We start from the raw sequence: 16,998 nt of genomic DNA, 5'->3' as shown, positions 1-16,998 counted from the left end.
TGCTGGCCCATAACGTCAGCCGGCTGCTCACTCGCAGCCGGCTTTTCTGCGTCTTCGTCCTCCTCGAGGCCCCGGCTTCTCCCCCTGCCTCCCAGCCGGGCTGAGCCGCTATTCTGCGCAACCCTCCTGTCGGACAGGTTTGGACCCTGGCCGTGCGCGGCAACCTGTCCGACAAGCAGACCGGTTTGAAACCGCAGCGGGCGGGAGGTGTCCCGCAGGCGGTGCTCCAAGGAAACCTGTCCGACTGTCGGACAGGTTTGGACCCTGGCCGGGCGCGGCAACCTGTCCGACAAGCAGACCGGTTTGGAACCGCGTCGGGAGGGAGGTGCCCCGCAAGCGGTGCTCTGCACGAACCTGTCCGACTGTCGGACAGGTTTGGAACTTGGCGGGCGCAGAAACCTGTCCGACAAGCAGACCGGTTTAGAACCGCGTCGGGAGGGAGGTGTCCCTCATGGAGGTCCGGGGACTTGGAGCCAGGACCGCGCTTCGGGTCCGTTCAGGGTCGTGTCCTGGATGCTTCCGGGCTCCTGGTGACAGGTGCCGCACAGGGCTTCGTGGGTCGTTGGGCCCGTCCTTGGCCGCGTGAGACACTTTCTCCATGGCTGACATGCGGCCCACGGACTCAGCTCCTCCAGGCGGTCTGGACCGCCGCCGGTTCCTGACGTGGCTGGTGGCTTCACCCACGTTGATGATCGCGGCGCGGTGGGGGCTCGACCTTCCCTCGGCCCAGGCCGCGGAGGCCCCGGCGCTGGAGGAGACGGCGCTCAACCTCTACGTCGCCGTCCGGACCGATGGGCGCATCGTCGCCACCCTGCCCCGCACCGAGATGGGCCAGGGCATCACCACCGCCGTGGCCATGCTCGTCGCCGAGGAACTCGACGCGGGCCTGGATGCCGTGGACGTGTCCACCGCGGACGCGGATCCCCGCTGGCTCATCCAGCTCACCGGGCTGTCCTCGACGATGCGCTACCTGGCCGGCCCGCTCCGCGCCGCCGCCGCGGAGGCCCGGGCACGGCTGGTCACCGCCGCCGCGCACCGCTGGCGGGTGCTCGCCCTCACCCTCACCACCGCGCAGGGCGAGGTCCGTGCTCCCGACGGCCGCAGGCTCGGCTACGGCGAACTCGCGGAGGACGCCGCGCGCGTGCTGCTTCCGGAAGTCTCCCCGCTGCCGAAGTCTCCGAGCGAATACACCGTCGTCGGTCAGCCCACGGGGCGTGTCGACGCACGGGCCATCGTCACCGGCGAGGCGCGGTTCACCCTGGACCTCGACATCCCGGGCGCGGTGCCCACGGTCGTGGCTCGGCCTCCCACGCTGCGCGGCACGGTCCAGTCCTTCAATGCCTCCACGGCCCGCGCGATGCCCGGCGTCGTGGGCGTGGTGCAGCTCCCGTCAGGCGTGGCGGTGGCGGCCCAGACGTTCGCGCAGGCCTTCGCGGCTCGCGACGCGTTGCAGGTCACCTGGGCGCCAGGGCCGGCCAGCCACCTCTCCGACGCCGACATCCGGGCCCGGCTGCGAGACGCCATCGGGCCCCGGCCGCTGCCTCCGCTGCTCACGACGCGGGTCGTGGAGGGGCGCTTTGACTTCCCCTACCTCGCGCACGCACCCATGGAGACTCAGAGCTGCGTGGCCCGCGTGACGGGCGACGTCGCGGAGGTCTGGTCCGGCGTCCAGGATCCGAAGTTCGCGCGGAGCCAGGTCGCCGCGGCGCTCGGCTGGGCGCTCACCCCGCAGCGGGTCACCGTGCATCCCATCCGCGCCGGAGGCGGCTTCGGCCGGCGCTTCTTCACCGAGGCCGCGGTGGAGGCCGCGCTCATCTCGCGGTCGCTCGGGCAGCCGGTGAAGCTGATGTGGAGCCGCAACGACGAGATGCGCCACGGCCACTACCGGCCCGCGAGCCACCACCGCATCCTCGCTTCGCTGGGCCCCGGGGGCTCCATCCTCGGCTGGCATCACCGCGCCGCCATTCCCACCGTGGAGTTCCCCCATGGCTTCGGAGACCTGCTCACCTCGCTGCTCGGTCAGGCCCTGCCGGACGTCACCAGCGCGGTGTTCTTCGCGCTGACCCAGCACGTCCCCTACCAGTTCGGCTGGGTCGCGCAGGAGCTGGCCGAGGTGCCGCTCCCGATTCCCACCGCCTCCTTCCGCTCCGTCTTCACCAGCCAGGTGGGCGTGGCCAACGAGGTCTTCGTCGACCAGCTGGCCCGCGAACTCCAGCGAGACCCGGTGGAGCTGCGGCGCTCGCGCCTCACGTCCCGGAGGCTCAAGGCCGTGCTGGACCGGGTGGTGCTCGAAGGCGCCTGGGGCCGCGCGCTGCCTCCGGGCGTCGCCCAGGGCGTCGCCGTGCTGGAGGAGTGGGACAGCGCCATCGCCCACCTCGTGGAGGTGGACGTCACCAGCGGCACACCGCGCGTGCTGCGCGTGGTCATCGCCGCGGACGTGGGCCTGCCCATCAACCCGAAGGGCATCGAGGCCCAGCTCCAGGGCGCCGCGCTGGACGCGATGTCCACCACGCTGAGCGCCGGGCTCCACATCGACGCGGGCGCCGTGCGCGAGGGCAGCTTCGCGGACTACCGGTGGCTGCGGATGAAGCACGCGCCCGCCTCCATCCAGGTGCACCTCGTGCGCTCCGACGACCGCGTGGGCGGCGTGGGAGAGCTGGGCTACCCCAGCGCGGCGGCGGCCCTGACCAACGCCATCGCCCGGGCGACGGGCACCATGCCCACCCGCTTCCCCATCCTCGACGAGGGAGCCTGACCATGCCGGCCCATCAATTCATGCTCAACGGTCAGCCGGTGTCGGTGGAGTCGCCCGCGGACCTGCCCCTGCTGTGGGTACTCCGCGACGTCCTGGGCGTCACGGGCCCCAAGTACGGCTGCGGCGTGGGCGTCTGCGGCGCGTGCACCAGCCACCTGGATGGAGAGGCGTTCCGTCCCTGCCTCCACCCCGTGGGTGAGATCGCGGGCCGAGAGGTGAGGACCATCGAGGGCCTGGCGGATGCGACCGGACTGCACCCCGTGCAGCAGGCGTGGATCGCCGAGGACGTGGCCCAGTGCGGCTTCTGCCAGCCGGGGCAGATCATGGCCGCCGTCGCGCTGCTGCGAAAGAACCCCCAGCCGACCGACGCGGACATCGACGCGGCCATGAGCGACAACGTCTGCCGGTGCGGCACCTATGTCCGCATCCGCTCCGCCATCCACCGCGCCGCGCTGCTCTTGCGAAGCGGAGCCAGCCTCCCGGAGCGCTGAAGCCGTCACGCGTGGAGCCGTCCTCCACCGAGGACGATGAAGAGCGCGGCCAGGGCTCCGCCCACCAGCAGGCCCACCAGCAGCAGGATGAGCCAGGAGCGGACGGGCGCGGAGGGCCCCGCGACGGCCCGCGTCTTCCAGCGCTCGGTGTCGGCGGCCACGGCCTCCAACTGCTGCTCCAGCCGCGCGATGTCGCCGTGCCTGGCGTCCAGCTCGGCGCGAACCCGCGCGAGCTCCGCGTCGGACTCGGCGTGGGGATTCTCCATGCGTTCCATGTGTGAGGCTCCCGGGGGGGGCCAGCGGTCAGGGATAAGGGAGGCCGAGCGGCAGTCGATTGTCCCCATTCGGCGGGGACGCGGCACTGGAGGCGGGAGGGGGCATCCATCCTCCGGCGAGGGTGACCGCGCCCTGGAGCAACAGCCCACCCAGCATCAGACCCACCGCGAACGCGACCAGCCGGAACTCCGAATCCGGCCGCGGTTCCTTCAGGGCCCGCGCCTCCCACTTGCTCGCCTCACGGGACCGCGCCGCCAGGACCTGCTCCAGCTCCTGGACCTTGCGCCGCGCGGCCGAGAGCTCCACCTGCGCGCGCTCGAGCTCGCTCCGGACTTCCGAGCCGGAGCGGACTCCCCCACCCTGGACGCGTTCCACGTGCCGCACCTCCGGCCGCGAGCCTAACGCAGGCCCCGCCGCCATCGGAGCCCCCTACACAAGCCCTGGAACCAATGGCAGACAGGAAGCACATGCGGCTTCGCGCGTTCCAAGTCCTCCTCCTGCTGTCCGCGGTGCTCGTGTCGGGCCCGGCCTGCGTCGGCATGAAGCCCGCTCCCCTTCCGCCGGAGGCCGCGGCCTCGCCGTGGAAGTACGCCCGCGTGGGGGACCGGGTGGAGTACGCCTTCAGCAGCAGCTTCTTCAATCCCTACATCCCCTTGGACATGAAGGACTTCCGCCAGAGGGGATTCCCCAAGGAGCCCCCTGGACGTTCGAACAGGGTCGGGGGCCAGATGGCGCTGGAGGTCGTCGCCGTGAGGCCCCCGTGGGTCTGGCTCACCATCACCTTCACGGACGAGCAGGGCCGCCCCCATCCCCATCGCACACTCGCCCAGGCCATCGTGCTGCCCATGCGCATGGAGGAGACGCAGCCGCGTCCGCCCTTCGAGCCCATGGACGGCACCGTCACGGAGGAGCGGTTCACCGCCGGAGGACGGACCTGGGGCGCCCGGCGCATCGAGCAGGACACCCGCGTCAGCGATGGCTCGCTGGAGGTTCGCGTCCACGCCACGGATCCCGGGCCGCTGTACCTCACCCAGGGCCTGCTCGAAGCCAGCAGCCAATCCGCCGGGATGGGAGAGCACATCTCCTATCACCTCAAGCTTCAATCCTTCCGCCAGGGCACCCTCGAGTCCGGCGAGGTCCCCACCCTGCGACACCCCCTGGGCCCGGGCACCTGGTACGACGTGGTGAAGGAGGCGCACCGCGAGGCCCCGAAGCAGGTCCGCTACTGCATGGGCGCGGAGCGCGGCCAGCTGCTGACGGCGACGTGGACGGGGGCCCCGGGCGCGGCGCCTCCCTGCGGCGACCTCCAGGGTGCATCCAGCTTCCCGCTGGGAGAGGCCCTGCTCGGCGTCATCACCCAGGCCGCGGCGGTGTTTCCCTGGTGGCCGCCCGTCCTGGGAGAGCTCAAGCCCATACGCCAGGAGACGATTACCCGGGGCGCTCACGCCCTCCCCGTCACCGTCTGTACGCAGCGCCAGGGCGAGGAGGGCGCCCCCGAATCCACGTTACAGGAGGTCCAGTACGCGGTGGATCCGTGGGGCCCGGAGCTCGACGGCCTCTCCACCTGGATTCGCTTCGAGCCCCTGGCGGACGGCACCTATCAGGTCCCGGACCAGGGTCCGCCCCAGCTGGAGCACTCCACGGCCCTGGGCGACTGGGGCGTCTGGTGGAAGGACGGCGGGAACTGACGCCACCGCGCCCGCGGGACGGCCTACCGGGGCGCGGGCCGGAACCACGTGGGCTCGGCGCGGACCGTGGTGCCGCCCGTGAACATGCCCCCGGTGAAGAAGGCGTCCTCGAAGAAGTGGTACGGGTGGACGAGCTCCGGGCGGCTGACGGCCTCCAGCCGCGCCGCGAGCGCGGGGGGAATCTGGACGTCGAGCGCGTGCAGGTTCGCCTCCAGCTGCTCCAGCCGCGTCGCGCCGATGATGGTGGACGCCACGCCCGGCCGGCGCGTCACCCACGCGAGCGCCACCTGCGCAGGGGAGCGGTCCAGCTCCTTCGCCACCTCGCGCAGCGCGTCCACGATGGCCCAGTTGCGCTCGGTGAAGAGCTTCTCGAAGCCCGGGTTGCCCCCGCCCTGGATGGACGGCAGCCGCCCCTCGCCCTTCGCCTGCGTGCCTTCCCGCGTGTACTTGCCGGACAGGAGCCCCGACGCCAGCGGGCTCCACGGCGTGATGGACGCGCCCAGGGCCAGCGCCGCCGGGATGTGCTCGCGCTCGATGTTGCGCTCCACCAGCGAGTACTCCAGCTGCAGCGCGGCGACGCGCTCCCAGCCCTCCGCTTCCGCCAGCGACTGCGCGCGGGCGAAGTACCAGGCCGGCACGTCCGACAGGCCGATGTAGCGGACCTTGCCCTCGCGCACGAGCGCGTCGAGCGTGCGCATCACCTCGTCCACCGGCGTCATGCCATCCCACGCATGCAGCCAGTACAGGTCCACGTAGTCCGTCTTCAGCCGCCGCAGCGAACCCTCCAGCGCACGGCGGATGTTCTTGCGGCCATTGCCGCCCGCGTTCGGGTCCCCGGGCGACGTGTTGATGGTGAACTTCGTCGCGATGACCGCGCGGTCGCGGCCGCCGGCCTGCGCGAACCAGTCCCCGATGATGGCCTCGCTGGAGCCGCCGGTGTAGCCGTCCGCCGTGTCCAGGAAGTTGCCGCCGGCCTCCAGGTAGCGCGCGAGGATGCGGTGCGCGGTGTCCCTGGGGCTGCCCCAGCCCCACTCGGTGCCGAAGGTCATGGTGCCCAGGCACAGCGGGCTCACGCGCAGGCCACTGCGGCCCAGCAGGTGGTACTGCGCCAGCGAATCGATGCGAGCGGTCGTCGTCATGGAAGGCTCCCTGCGTTGGATGCCCTCAAGGTGCCTTCCGGAGGCCACGGGATGAAGACGCGGAAGTTGCACAGACTGTTTAGACTTTCTTCGAAATGGCCCTGACGCCCCTCAATGCCCTGACCGTGTTCGTCACCGTCGCCCGCCGGCGCAGCTTCAGCCAGGCCGCGAAGGAGCTGGGCGTGTCCTCGTCCGCGGTGAGCCAGGCGGTGCGCCAGCTGGAGCAGAAGCTGGGGCAGGCGTTGCTCGCGCGCACCACGCGCAGCGTGTCCCTCACCGACGCCGGACAGCGGCTGCTGGATGAAGCCGCCCCGGGGCTCCAGTCCGCGCTGGCGGCGCTCGAACACCTGGCCGCCGGGGACACGCAGGAGATGACGGGTTCGCTCAACCTGTCGGTGCCCGCGTTCTCCGTGCCGCTCGTGGTGGAGCCGGTGCTGCCGCGCTTCCTCACGGCCCACCCGCACGTGCGCGTGAACGTGTCCGTGCAGGACCGGTTCGTGGACATCGTGAAGGAGGGCTACGACGCGGGCGTCCGGCTCACCGAGTCCGTGCAGCGCGACATGGTCCAGGTGCGCCTCACCCCGGCCTTCCGCTTCCTCGTCCTGGGCACGCCCGCGTACCTCGAACGGCACGGGACGCCCTGGCATCCCCGCGACCTGGCGAACCACGCGTGTCTGGGCTACCGCGCGCCCTCCACGGGGCTGCCCTACCACTGGGAGTTCGAACAGGGGGCGAAGGAGCTGACCGTGCCGGTGAAGGGGCCGCTCACGTCGGACAATTCCTTGCTGCTGCTGAACATGGCCCGCGAGGGCCTGGGGCTCGCCTACGTCTCGGAGCTCCAGGCGGCGCCCGCGCTGCGCTCCGGCACGCTGCGGCCCGTGCTGGAGGACTGGGCGCCGCTCGTCCCCGGCCTCTTCCTGTACTACCCCCACCGGGCGCGGGCCTCGCGTCCCCTGCGGGCCTTCATCGAGCTGGCGCGGGAGCTGCTCCCCCGCCGCTGAAACGGCCGTGGCCGCTCGACTCCCGCTCGGGCAGGCGGGCATGCTGCACGCTGCTCAAGTCCCCTTCGCCTAGACTGTTATGGCGGGAGACGGGCCGGTCCCACACCGAAAGGACAGGAACATGGCGCAGCACGGACAGCGTGTTGGTCTCTTCATGGCGTTCGCGATGGCGGCGGCCCTCCTGGGCGCTCCCGCCCACGCGGAGGACGCGGCGAAGAAGCCCAAGCCCTCCGCCTCCGCGAAGGCGGACGCGGGGGTGGACGGCAAGGACGCGGGCACGGCCGCCAAGCCGGAGAAGGACGCCACCGCGTCGCAGGGCGCCGGCCACTGCACGGGCAAGGCGAACTTCTGTGGCGTCTTCTCCCAGATGTACTGCAGCAGCCAGCCTGGCTGTGCCTACATGTTCGGGTCCAACATGTGCGGCGGCGTGGCCATCGCGTGCGAGAAGGCCACCAACGAAGCGTTCTGCAAGAAGATCAAGGGCTGCTCCTGGAAGTAGCCCCGCCGCACCCCGGGGTCCGCCATGCCGAAGCGCGAATTCGACGAGGGCATCGACACCGCGACCCTCCCCCGCATCTCCATCCTGTTCATCCCCTTCGACGCCGCGAAGAAGTTCTACAAGGCCAACACCACCAAGGGCGTGAAGGGGCTGAGCGCCACGTTCGATGACAGCGGGCAGCGGGTGGACGGGGCGAACCTCGCGAACCCGCTCGTCCCCGGCATGGCCTCCAGCGACTTCCTGCAGGGGCCGGACATCGCCGCGAAGCTCGCGGACATCGTGCGGCAGGAGTGCGACCTCATCCGCAACATGCACAACCCGGACTCCGACCATGACGACAACTACCGGTCCTGGTTGGAGAGCAACGGCCCCCAGGCGGCGGACACGTCCGGGTGGAGCGACCGGCGCAAGAACCGCATCGAGCGGAACCTGCGGGGCTACAAGCACTACCCCGTCTTCATCTTCCTGTCGGAGAACCCCACGGGCTCGCCCTTCCCGGACCGCATCGACGTCTCCGGCCTGGGCATGTCCTACGTGCGCAAGCACCTGATTGACGACTCGACGGTCAAGGGCATCAAGCACGTCAACGAGATTGCCCTCTACCTGCGGGAGGACATCGACGCGCAGGTGGACAACGCGAAGGAGGACAGCTTCTACCTGGAGGCCACCACGCTCACGCGGAAGACGGCGTCCATCCAGACGAAGCTGAAGTCCAAGGACGAGTACATCCTCAAGGTCACGCTCGGGAACCGGTATGGCCATTCCGTGACGGTGGCGGGCGTGCACCTGCGCGCGTCGCTCACCGGCTCCAACCCGCAGGAGCGCCAGGTGGAGCGCAAGGCCCTGCAAGCCTTCTGCGTGTCCGAGGGCATCCAGGTGATGGTGGGGGACTTCAACATGGACCTGCAGGAGACGGCCCAGGGCAGCCGGGGCGTCTTCTTCGACGGACGGCCGGAGACGCAGCCCACGTACATGCTGGCCCACAAGAGCACGGAGGCCATCCCGCTCTTCCAGCAGCAGTATTCGAACTCCGCCGGCAACGCCCACTACATGGGCTACTACCAGGCGGACACGGAGCACCTGGAGCTGTCCGGTCCCGGCATGTACGGGCTGATGGGCGCCAGCGGCTCCCGGCACCTCAAGTCCGAGGGCAAGTACTACTCGGACCATCCGTCCATCTACCTGCAGGTGAAGTCCACGCGCCTGTCCGACGAGGCACGCAACAAGATCCTCGCGCGGAAGATCCTCCGCGTCGTGCGGCCCATGAAGTAGGCCGCGCCCTCAGGCTGCCCGCGGACGCCGGAGCGCCACGGCCGCGAGCCCCAGCGCGCTGAGCACGGACAGCGCCAGCCCCAGGCGGAAGCTCAGCGGGCGGTAGTCGAAGCGGACCGAGTGGACGCCGCGCGGAACCCGCACGGCGCGCAGCACCAGGTCCGCCCGGTGGATGGGCGCCTCCTGCCCGTCCACGGTCGCGGTCCAGCCCGGGTAGTGGCTGTCGGACACGACGAGGTAGCTCTCGTCACAGGCCTCCACCTTCAACTCCAGGCGCTGCGCGCCCTGGCGCACCCACTCCACGGAGCCCGTGCACGCGGGCCGCTCCAGCGGCGCGCCCGAGGCGAGGAAGGCCGTGTGCCGGAAGGGCTGGGAGGCATCCTCCACCGCCGCGAGCGCCTGGGCATCCGTCACCACGCGGGCGCGCTGCACCAGGAAGGCGCGCGGCAGCGCGGTGCGCGAGCGGGACAGGGTGGTGCCGTCGTCCGCCGTGTTGAGCAGCTCCAGGTCGTCGAAAGGGGGTGGCCCCTGGCGCAGGTAGTGGGTGACGCCCACGAGGTCGAAGAGGGGGCGCTGCCCCGCTTCGTGGAAGACATCCGAGAACAGCGGCTCGGGGGCGCCGAAGCCCTCCAGCGCGGGCAGGCGCTCCTCGACGAAGCGGTTGGGGATGAGCCGCTCGAGGCTGCGCTCGATGGTGTCCCCCTTGCCCGCGCGCGTCGGGTCCTCGGGGCTCTGGATGTCCACGCTGACGCGGCCAGGGAAGGGCTGGGGCAGGAAGACGCGCAGGGAGAAGGGCCGCAGCAGCGTCCGCAAGGGCGTGGACTGCGGCCGGCCCAGCAGCGCGTGTGACGCCGCCACCTCCAGCACCGCGAGCATCGCCACGCCCTGCCGCACCCGGCGGGGCCGTGCGAAGCCAGCGCGAGGCCAGAACACCACGAGCGCGGCCAATCCCAGCCACAGGGGCACCCAGGGGGCCCCCGCTTCGGCGGAGGCTCGCATGGACAGAAGGCGGGCCGCGGGCCCGATGACGGCCATGGCGCCCACCATGCCCACGAAGGCCACGGCCGCGCGCGGGCGCGAGGGCCGAAGGCGCCGCGAGAGCCGACCCAGCGCATCCACCCCGAAGGCGGACAGCACGGACACGCAGAACGCGGCCCCCACGAAGTACTTCACCGGGTAGCGGAAGAGGGAGAACGGGGGCACGTGCAGCAGCACCCAGGCCGCGGGCGCGAAGTGACGGCCCAGGCTCAGCGCCACCAGCACCAGCGCACCCACCGCGAAGGGCCGGGCACGCCGGGGCCCGCGCACGGCGCCCAGCACCGCGAACGCGCAGGGCAGCGTCCCCAGGAAGAGGCTGAGGATGAACCACTGGTCCTCGCCCCAGTAGCTGCCCCGGGGCCAGTCCGCGAGCGGCCACAGCGCGGACAGCACCTGCGGCCACGACGTGGACCAGACGAGCCGCCAGGGCCAGTCGCCCTGCATGCGGAGGGAGTTCCGCGCGAACTCGGCGGTGGGCAGCAGCGCCACCGCGGCGAGCAGCCCCGACAGCACGAGGCCCCCCGTCACGCGTGCCACCGAGCGCACGCGAGCCCCCGTTGTCACCCGCCGTGGCGTGAAGCCCGCCACCAGCACCGCGACCAGCCCCTGCCACAGCGTGGTCTCCGGCGAACCGGCGAAGAGGGACAGCGCCCCGTACACGGCCAGCCGCGCCTGGGGCCCGCGCCCCGGGCGGTGGGTGGCGTCCAGCGCGGCGCCCAGGATGAAGCCGCTCCAGGCGGCGGCGTCGACGAGGTTCTGCTGGGTGCCCAGCCGGGTCATCAGCACCGACAGCCCGAACGTGGCGCCCGCGACGACGGCCGCGGGCCAGGAGGCGCGCAGCTTGCGGCACAGCAGGAACACGCCCACCGCCGCGAGCGCGACGTGCGCCAACTGCATCACCGTCATGGACACGATGGGGCCCGTGAGCAGCACGGCGGCCCAGCGCGGCGGGTAATACACCTGCGAATAGAGGGTCGCCGCGAACGGCTGGCCCAGGCGCGGGTAGGGGTTCCACAGGGGCACTTCGCCGGCGTGCAGCGACTCCAGCAGGAAGGCCGAGTCCGGGATGAAGATGCGGAACAGGTCCCGGCCCGCGAGCAGCTGCCCGCCCAGCACCGGCCAGTAGACGAAGGCGAGCAGCGCCAGCAATCCCACGACGGTGGGAAGCCCTGCCCGTCCTCGCGTGCGCGCCGTCGTCATGCCGGCGGCATCGTAGGGTGAATACACCCGCGTCAGTAGACGTACGGCGTCCTGCGCGCCCACTCCGTCTTGCCGTAGCGCTTGTGGAGCCAGGAGAAGGCCTTCTTGGCCTCCGGGGTGTTCTGGCCGCAGCCCCGCTTGCTGGAGCGGACCGCGCGGAACAGCGCGATGGGCGAGCGCGGGTCGTCCGGGTGCGCCTTCGCCCAGTCCAACGCGACGTTGGAGAAGAAGGCGACGGAGGACCCCGCCGCGCCGAGGGCCTTCCACTCGCTGGCGGCGTCCGCCTGCTCCTCCGGGCTCGCGACCGGCAGCGGCCCCGGGGTCCCCGGCGGGTCCGCGAGGTACTCCGGTCCCGGCATGCACCAGCCGTTGCGGTACCAGCTCAGGTCCTCGGTCATGTCGAGCTGCGGTGAGACATCCGCCAGCCGGTCCCGGCCGGGCTGCAACCTCGCGGAGACGACCGGCAGGCCCATGAGCAGCAGCCGCGCGTCGAAGAGGCGCTCCTCCAGCGTGGGCCGCCCCACGATGGCCAGCAGCTCCGCGCGCGCCTTGGGCTCCGTCTCCGCGAGCGTGGCCGCCTGGGCCTTGAGGGTCGCGTCATCCCCCACCACGGCGGCGCGGGCGAACACGGTCCACGACAGCTGCCGCCGCAGCGCCGGAGACACCCCAGGCAGCGCGACCCACTCACGCATCCGGCGCGTGGGGACATGGGACTCCAGGTAGCGCGCCCGCTGGGGGCTGAGCCCCATCGCCACGGTCTCGGGCGTCTGGGCATTCCAGTCCTGATGGGGAAGCGCCCCCTCGTCGACCACGAGCTGGGCCGCGTTGCGCAGCGCCTCATCCCAGCTGTTCGCCAGGTGCAGCCGCTCTTCCCGCAGGAGGTTGTCCGTGGACGCCTGGTCGCGCACCAGCGTCAGGGGGATGGCGTCCAGCCGCGCCCGGGCCTCCGCCAGCTGGCCCCGCTCCCGCAGCAACTGCACGGAGCGCCACGCGAGCGTCATGCCCGCGGGGGCGTCCACCGGCACCTTCGCCGCGTCCGCGAGCAGCGCGGGCACCTCCGGTGCATCCGCGCGGGCCGACAGCAGCGCGAGCACGAGCCAGGGCGGATGCGCGGTCTTCTTCCAGCGAGCAACAGAGGTCTCGAAGGCCTTCGCCGGCCCCGGCCCCATCGGAGCGCCGTCGTCCCCGTTGGGAGGAATGGACATGAGCTGGAGCCATTCGAGGAGCTCCGCCGCGCGAGGCTTCAGCCCCGGGCAGGTGACGGTGTTGCCCTCTGGATCCCACGCCATCCGGAGGCCGCCCAGCTCCGCCTGCAACGCGGAGCCCGTCCCCTTCTCCAGCACTCGCGAGAACAGCTCGCACCGCCAGGTCTCCGGCGAGAGGTGTTCGCGCACGATGGAGAGCAGGCGCCGCGCGGGCCCGTGGACCTCCCGCAGCTTGGGATCCGCGAGCACCTTCTGGATGGCCTCTTCCGCCCGCGGGAAGAGCGCCTCCGCGGTGGCCGCATCCACGTTCGGCGGAGCCCCGTCTTCAACGGACAGCTTGAACAGCGCTTCGCGCAGGCGGGTGCGAGCCACGAGGTACGCCGCGAGGACGCGGTAGGGGGAGTCCGCGGCGCCGGCGATGTCCTGGAAGGCCTGCGCCGCCGCGTCGAACTGCCCGCAGTACAGGAGCATGGCCGCGGACTGGTAGTCACGCTCGGCTTTACGGCGGGCCCGCTCGCGGGGCGTCAGCGTCTCCACGAAGCCGGGCTCGGGTTCAGCCGGGGCACAGCCTTCGCTGAAGACCCGGTCCTGGTTGCCCACCCACTCGTTCAGCAGCGCCGGCCGCTGCTTCCACTCCCGGGCGAGCGTGCGCGCCGTGCTCGCCGCATGCAGGAAGGCATCGCCGTGGATGCGGGAGTACCTCGCGTAGTTCTGCTCCCCCATGAAGATCAGCTCACGCGGCTCCAGGGAGGGCGCGACTTCCTTCCGGGCGACGATCCATTGCTGGCTGGCCCACTCCGCGTCGGCCCCGTACCCGTAGCGGGACTCCGCCTCATTCCACCCGGCCACCAGGTGCTTCTGCTCGGCCGCCGTGGTGGGGATGCCCATCATCGTGCGCCAGGCATAGGCGAGGTAGGCCGGGTCGTAGGTGCGGGGGATGATGCCCAGGCGCCCGGCGGCGAAGCTGTCGAAGGGCCGGTCCGGATTGTCGCTGACCTGGAAGCGGGGCTCGGGTTCGAACTCGGGCCCGCAGGCATCGGCGATGACGGGAGGCAGCAGGACCGCGAGGCCCACGAGCCCCAGGACTGTTCTTGCGTTCTTCATGAGCGGGTCTCCGCCACGGCGCGAGCGAACGCCTCGGGCGTCCACGGCCGGGGGTTGAAGAGATAGAGGGTCGAGACGCCGGGAGGCACGGGCCCCCACTCGTCCACCGCCAGGCCCATGCTGCCGGAGCACGGGCGGGGCAGGCCGCGTGCGAACCGTGCACGCCAGACCGGGGCGTCCGGCCCCATGCGGAAGAGCTGCGGCACCACTTCGTCCACCGGCGCCCGGGCAATCCAGCCGCCGGGCACGCACCACGACGCGAGCCCCGTGATGGACAGCGACAGGCCCGGAGGCAGGCGCGTGCGCAGCCGCTGGAGCAGATCGACATAGGCGTCGGTCTCCGACCCGCGGGCATCGAAGTCGAGCTGCAACGCCGTCACGGCATGGCGGCGCGCGAGCACGTCCAGGCGCCCGGCCAGGTCCGCCAGGCGCTCGGAATCGAAGCGCGCGAGCGAGCTGCCCGGAACCATCTGCAACCGCACGGTGGCCTTCAACGCGACGCCCGGAGGAACGCGGAGCGGCTGCCGGCGGTGCACCACGTGGACGTCTTCATCCGTGAGGTCGAGCGTCGCGAGCAGGAACGCGACGTCCACCGCGCGGCCCGCCAGGAAGCGCAGGTCCTCCGGCCGCTCCCAGGCCCAGAGGACGAGGCGAGGCGGCGGCCCCGGTATCACCGGCATGGACGCGGACAGCGGCAGGCACAGCAGCGTGAGGAGAAGGGTGGCCAGCAGGCCGCGCCGTGGGCCGGGTGCCGCATGCGGAAGGGAGCGTTCGGGGAGCATCGCGGCCAGGGAGCCACGGCCGGGCACCCTGCCCGGCCGACGTGGCGACATTTAGCAACCCCCGCGCCAGCCGCCCATGCCCCCTGGGCTCCCCAGGGCTCAGGGATGGGCCGCGGGCATGAACGCACGGACCTCCGCGACCACCTGATCCGCCGTGTCCTCGAAGAAGAAGTGGTTGGCGTTGGGAAGACCGACCGTCCGGTGCTTGGGGAAGGCCCGCTCGAAGCGCTCGGTATCGCTCCGGGGGAAGCCCTGGTCCAGGTGCGCCCAGAAGAGGAGGGCCTCCTTGTCGGCCAGCCGCGGCAGGCCCGCCTCGACCTCCTGGAAGTACGCCGTCGCGGCGGTGATCTGCCCCGGATAGAAGGCCGCGATGCCCCGCCGCTCCAACGGGACGAAGGGCCGGAGGTAGGTCTCCAGCACGTCCGTGGGCATCGCGTGCACCACGCCGTTCTGGAGGCCGAAGGACGCGAAGCCGTTGAAGTTCAGCTGGAGGAACTCGCCCACGGGTCCACCGGCGATGACGGAGAAGATGCCGCGCGCCTCGCGCGTGCTCGTGGGCCAGGCCCAGGTGCTGCCCAGCACCACGCGCTTCACAAGCTCCGGCCGGCGCCCCGCGAAGCCCAGCCCAATCGGGCCACCCCAGTCCTGCATGACCAGCGTCACGTCACGCAGCTGGAGCTGTTCGGCGAACTCCTGCACGACCAGGCTCTGCTCCCGGGGCGTGAAGCCAAAGCCCGCCGGAGCCTCCGACAGGCCGAAGCCGGGATAGTCGAGCGCGACGCAGCGGTACGACCCGCGCAGCCCGCGGATCAGCTCGCGCCACTGGTAGGACCAGGCGGGATTGCCGTGCAGGAAGAGCAGTGTCTCCCCCTGCCCTTCCTCCACGTAGTGGATGCGCGCGCCGCTCGGCAGCGTGATGAACCGGGAGCCCGCGTCCGCCAGCTCGCGCATTGGCGAGGCGCGTTCGCTCGACACCGCCCGGACGACGCCTGCGGCCTCCAGCACGCCCACCAACAGGAGCGCGGCGGTGCCCACGCGCGACCACCGCGGACGGTCCACGAAGCGAGCAACGAGCCAGGACGCAGCGACAGCACTACCCAGCAGCGCGGGCGCCGCCGCGAGGGCCAGCCCTTCGGGCCCCCACACCGCCATGCCTCCAAGGACCAGCACCGCGAACCCGACGAGCACCGCCGCCAGCATGAGCCGGGGGCGCGACGTCCGCCCCGCGAGCACCGGATACAGGAAGGCCGCGGCGACGCAGACGAGCAGGCACGCGGGCGCGGCGACCGCGAAGCGAAGCGCCGGGAAGAACCCGATGCCACGGACATGCGGAGTCATGAGCACGGCGAGGGTTACAAGGAACACGAGGGGAACGGAGGCGGCCCACCCGGCCCGAAGCAGGTGGAAGGTCCGGAAGCGCGCCGTTGTCGATGGAGGAGTCATGGAAGTGTCCTTTCTCCAGGCGATGGGTAGTCCCGCGACGCTGGACGTTCCATGTGCGAAGCTCCGTGTTTCTCGTCCAATCGTCCGAAGGGAGCGCTCAAGATGGACGTCCTGGCGGATTCGCTTCGCAGCCTGCGACTGAAGACGGAGGTGTACGGCCGGCTGGAGCTGAGCGCGCCGTGGGGCATCAAGCTCGACCTGGGGCTCCCGGGCTTCTTCCACGCGGTGTCTCGCGGAGGCTGCTGGCTGGAGGTGGAGGGCCAGCGCATCGCGCTCGCGGCGGGCGACTGGGTCTTCATCCTGGGCAGCGCGCCCCACTTCCTGCGCGACTCACCCCGCACGCGCACGCGCCCCTTGCCGGAGCTCTACGAGGAGACCGGTGCCCAGTGCGGCGGCGTCCTGCGCCACGGCGGAGACGGGCCCCAGACGACGCTCATCTCCTTCAGCTTCGGCTTCGCGGGGGCGTGGCTCGACCGGCTCCTCGCGGGCCTGCCCCACGTGCTGCACGTCCGCGGTGACGGCAGCGGCGCCACGCGCCAGGTGGAGTCCGTCATCCAGCTCGTCGCCGCGGAGATGGAAGCCGGGCGGCCCGGACACGAGCTCGTCGCCACGCGGCTCGCGGACGTCCTCTTCATCCACGCGCTGCGCATGCACGTGGAGGCGTTCCCCGAAGGCAAGGGCGGCTGGCTCCGGGCACTGGAGGACCCGCAGCTGGGCCGCGTCCTTCAACAACTGCACGAGCGGCCCCAGCACCCGTGGACGGTGGAGGCCATGGCGAAGCTGGCCAGCATGTCGCGCTCGACGTTCGCGGCGCGCTTCCAGCAGGTCCTTGGCGAAAGCCCCCTGACGTACCTGACGCAGTGGCGGATGCACACCGCCACGCGGCTGATGGCGGAGAGCGATGCGTCCATGACCGCCATCGCGGAGGCCGTGGGCTACGAGACGGACAGCGCCTTCGGCAAGGCCTTCAAGCGGCACGTGGGCAGCACACCCGCCGCATACCGCCGTCAACTCCAACCCTCGCGGTGACTCCAGGACTACCCGGGAAGACGTGGACAGCACATCCACCGCCATGCTGAGTTTCGCGGCAAAGGCACGCATCGCC

At 71.6% G+C, this 16,998-nt stretch carries 14 protein-coding genes; 7 read left to right on the top strand and 7 right to left on the bottom strand.

The window, feature by feature from the left end; genetic code table 11:
• Nucleotides 1-598: 598 nt before the first annotated feature.
• Nucleotides 599-2,755 carry a xanthine dehydrogenase family protein molybdopterin-binding subunit gene (locus tag D7W79_RS23805; RefSeq protein ID WP_120527687.1) on the top strand — a complete coding sequence of 719 codons (2,157 nt, stop codon included), beginning with the start codon at nt 599-601 and terminating at the stop codon, nt 2,753-2,755.
• 2 nt (nt 2,756-2,757) lie between these two features.
• Nucleotides 2,758-3,246, top strand: coding sequence for a (2Fe-2S)-binding protein (locus tag D7W79_RS23800; protein WP_120527686.1), 489 nt, complete (start codon nt 2,758-2,760; stop codon nt 3,244-3,246).
• Nucleotides 3,247-3,251: 5 nt separating this feature from the next.
• Here D7W79_RS23800 and D7W79_RS23795 read toward each other — a convergent pair whose 3' ends face one another.
• Together D7W79_RS23795 and D7W79_RS23790 are read right to left on the bottom strand one after the other, a co-directional pair.
• Nucleotides 3,252-3,521, bottom strand: a complete 270-nt coding sequence (locus tag D7W79_RS23795; RefSeq protein ID WP_120527685.1) for a hypothetical protein — start codon at nt 3,519-3,521, stop codon at nt 3,252-3,254.
• A gap of 28 nt (nt 3,522-3,549) precedes the next feature.
• On the bottom strand, nt 3,550-3,897 hold the full coding sequence (locus tag D7W79_RS23790) for a hypothetical protein (RefSeq protein WP_120527684.1): 348 nt from the start codon (nt 3,895-3,897) through the stop codon (nt 3,550-3,552).
• 92 nt (nt 3,898-3,989) lie between these two features.
• Here D7W79_RS23790 and D7W79_RS23785 point away from each other — a divergent pair, with 92 nt between their 5' ends.
• Nucleotides 3,990-5,210: a DUF6068 family protein gene (locus D7W79_RS23785; RefSeq protein WP_120527683.1), complete on the top strand. Its 1,221-nt coding sequence runs from the start codon at nt 3,990-3,992 to the stop codon at nt 5,208-5,210.
• A 23-nt stretch (nt 5,211-5,233) separates the two neighbouring features.
• Here the strand turns inward: D7W79_RS23785 and D7W79_RS23780 are convergent, their stop codons facing one another.
• Nucleotides 5,234-6,349 carry an aldo/keto reductase gene (locus D7W79_RS23780; protein WP_120527682.1) on the bottom strand — a complete coding sequence of 372 codons (1,116 nt, stop codon included), beginning with the start codon at nt 6,347-6,349 and terminating at the stop codon, nt 5,234-5,236.
• Nucleotides 6,350-6,444: 95 nt separating this feature from the next.
• Here D7W79_RS23780 and D7W79_RS23775 point away from each other — a divergent pair, with 95 nt between their 5' ends.
• The 3 genes from D7W79_RS23775 to D7W79_RS23765 all read left to right on the top strand — a co-directional run bounded on the left by D7W79_RS23775 (nt 6,445) and on the right by D7W79_RS23765 (nt 9,121).
• Complete coding sequence (locus tag D7W79_RS23775; protein WP_120527681.1) at nt 6,445-7,350, top strand: LysR family transcriptional regulator; 906 nt, start codon at nt 6,445-6,447, stop codon at nt 7,348-7,350.
• Nucleotides 7,351-7,471: 121 nt separating this feature from the next.
• Complete coding sequence (locus tag D7W79_RS23770) at nt 7,472-7,849, top strand: hypothetical protein (RefSeq protein ID WP_147442027.1); 378 nt, start codon at nt 7,472-7,474, stop codon at nt 7,847-7,849.
• A gap of 24 nt (nt 7,850-7,873) precedes the next feature.
• Complete coding sequence (locus tag D7W79_RS23765) at nt 7,874-9,121, top strand: hypothetical protein (protein ID WP_120527679.1); 1,248 nt, start codon at nt 7,874-7,876, stop codon at nt 9,119-9,121.
• 9 nt (nt 9,122-9,130) lie between these two features.
• Here the strand turns inward: D7W79_RS23765 and D7W79_RS23760 are convergent, their stop codons facing one another.
• The 4 genes from D7W79_RS23760 to D7W79_RS23745 all read right to left on the bottom strand — a co-directional run bounded on the left by D7W79_RS23760 (nt 9,131) and on the right by D7W79_RS23745 (nt 15,788).
• Entirely contained in the window at nt 9,131-11,359 is a 2,229-nt protein-coding gene (locus tag D7W79_RS23760; protein WP_120527678.1) for a YfhO family protein, read from the bottom strand.
• 32 nt (nt 11,360-11,391) lie between these two features.
• Nucleotides 11,392-13,668: a hypothetical protein gene (locus D7W79_RS45815; protein ID WP_120527677.1), complete on the bottom strand. Its 2,277-nt coding sequence runs from the start codon at nt 13,666-13,668 to the stop codon at nt 11,392-11,394.
• A complete protein-coding gene (locus tag D7W79_RS23750; protein ID WP_120527676.1) occupies nt 13,665-14,450 on the bottom strand; it encodes a DUF3142 domain-containing protein in 786 nt (261 codons plus the stop codon). The genes D7W79_RS45815 and D7W79_RS23750 overlap by 4 nt, the downstream gene beginning before the upstream one ends.
• A 99-nt stretch (nt 14,451-14,549) precedes the next feature.
• Complete coding sequence (locus D7W79_RS23745; protein WP_158617031.1) at nt 14,550-15,788, bottom strand: alpha/beta fold hydrolase; 1,239 nt, start codon at nt 15,786-15,788, stop codon at nt 14,550-14,552.
• A 207-nt stretch (nt 15,789-15,995) separates the two neighbouring features.
• On the opposite strand from D7W79_RS23745, the gene D7W79_RS23740 reads away from it, so the two are divergent.
• A complete protein-coding gene (locus D7W79_RS23740) occupies nt 15,996-16,922 on the top strand; it encodes an AraC family transcriptional regulator (RefSeq protein ID WP_158617030.1) in 927 nt (308 codons plus the stop codon).
• Nucleotides 16,923-16,998: the final 76 nt, after the last annotated feature.

The sequence above is a fragment of the Corallococcus exercitus genome (assembly GCF_003611585.1).
In the GTDB taxonomy this organism is placed as follows: Bacteria; Myxococcota; Myxococcia; order Myxococcales; family Myxococcaceae; genus Corallococcus; species Corallococcus exercitus.
Note: the sequence above shows the minus strand (reverse complement) of the source record. Positions and strands in the feature narration are given on the sequence as shown.

Excerpts from the sequence above, each read along its gene's own strand:
- D7W79_RS23805 (WP_120527687.1), top strand. The coding sequence starts at position 599 with ATGGCTGACATGCGGCCCACGGACTCAGCTCCTCCAGGCGGTCTGGAC.
- D7W79_RS23800 (WP_120527686.1), top strand. The coding sequence starts at position 2,758 with ATGCCGGCCCATCAATTCATGCTCAACGGTCAGCCGGTGTCGGTGGAG.
- D7W79_RS23795 (WP_120527685.1), bottom strand. The coding sequence starts at position 3,521 with ATGGAACGCATGGAGAATCCCCACGCCGAGTCCGACGCGGAGCTCGCG.
- D7W79_RS23785 (WP_120527683.1), top strand. The coding sequence starts at position 3,990 with ATGCGGCTTCGCGCGTTCCAAGTCCTCCTCCTGCTGTCCGCGGTGCTC.
- D7W79_RS23780 (WP_120527682.1), bottom strand. The coding sequence starts at position 6,349 with ATGACGACGACCGCTCGCATCGATTCGCTGGCGCAGTACCACCTGCTG.
- D7W79_RS23775 (WP_120527681.1), top strand. The coding sequence starts at position 6,445 with ATGGCCCTGACGCCCCTCAATGCCCTGACCGTGTTCGTCACCGTCGCC.
- D7W79_RS23770 (WP_147442027.1), top strand. The coding sequence starts at position 7,472 with ATGGCGCAGCACGGACAGCGTGTTGGTCTCTTCATGGCGTTCGCGATG.
- D7W79_RS23765 (WP_120527679.1), top strand. The coding sequence starts at position 7,874 with ATGCCGAAGCGCGAATTCGACGAGGGCATCGACACCGCGACCCTCCCC.
- D7W79_RS23760 (WP_120527678.1), bottom strand. The coding sequence starts at position 11,359 with ATGACGACGGCGCGCACGCGAGGACGGGCAGGGCTTCCCACCGTCGTG.
- D7W79_RS45815 (WP_120527677.1), bottom strand. The coding sequence starts at position 13,668 with ATGAAGAACGCAAGAACAGTCCTGGGGCTCGTGGGCCTCGCGGTCCTG.
- D7W79_RS23750 (WP_120527676.1), bottom strand. The coding sequence starts at position 14,450 with ATGCTCCCCGAACGCTCCCTTCCGCATGCGGCACCCGGCCCACGGCGC.
- D7W79_RS23745 (WP_158617031.1), bottom strand. The coding sequence starts at position 15,788 with ATGACTCCGCATGTCCGTGGCATCGGGTTCTTCCCGGCGCTTCGCTTC.
- D7W79_RS23740 (WP_158617030.1), top strand. The coding sequence starts at position 15,996 with ATGGACGTCCTGGCGGATTCGCTTCGCAGCCTGCGACTGAAGACGGAG.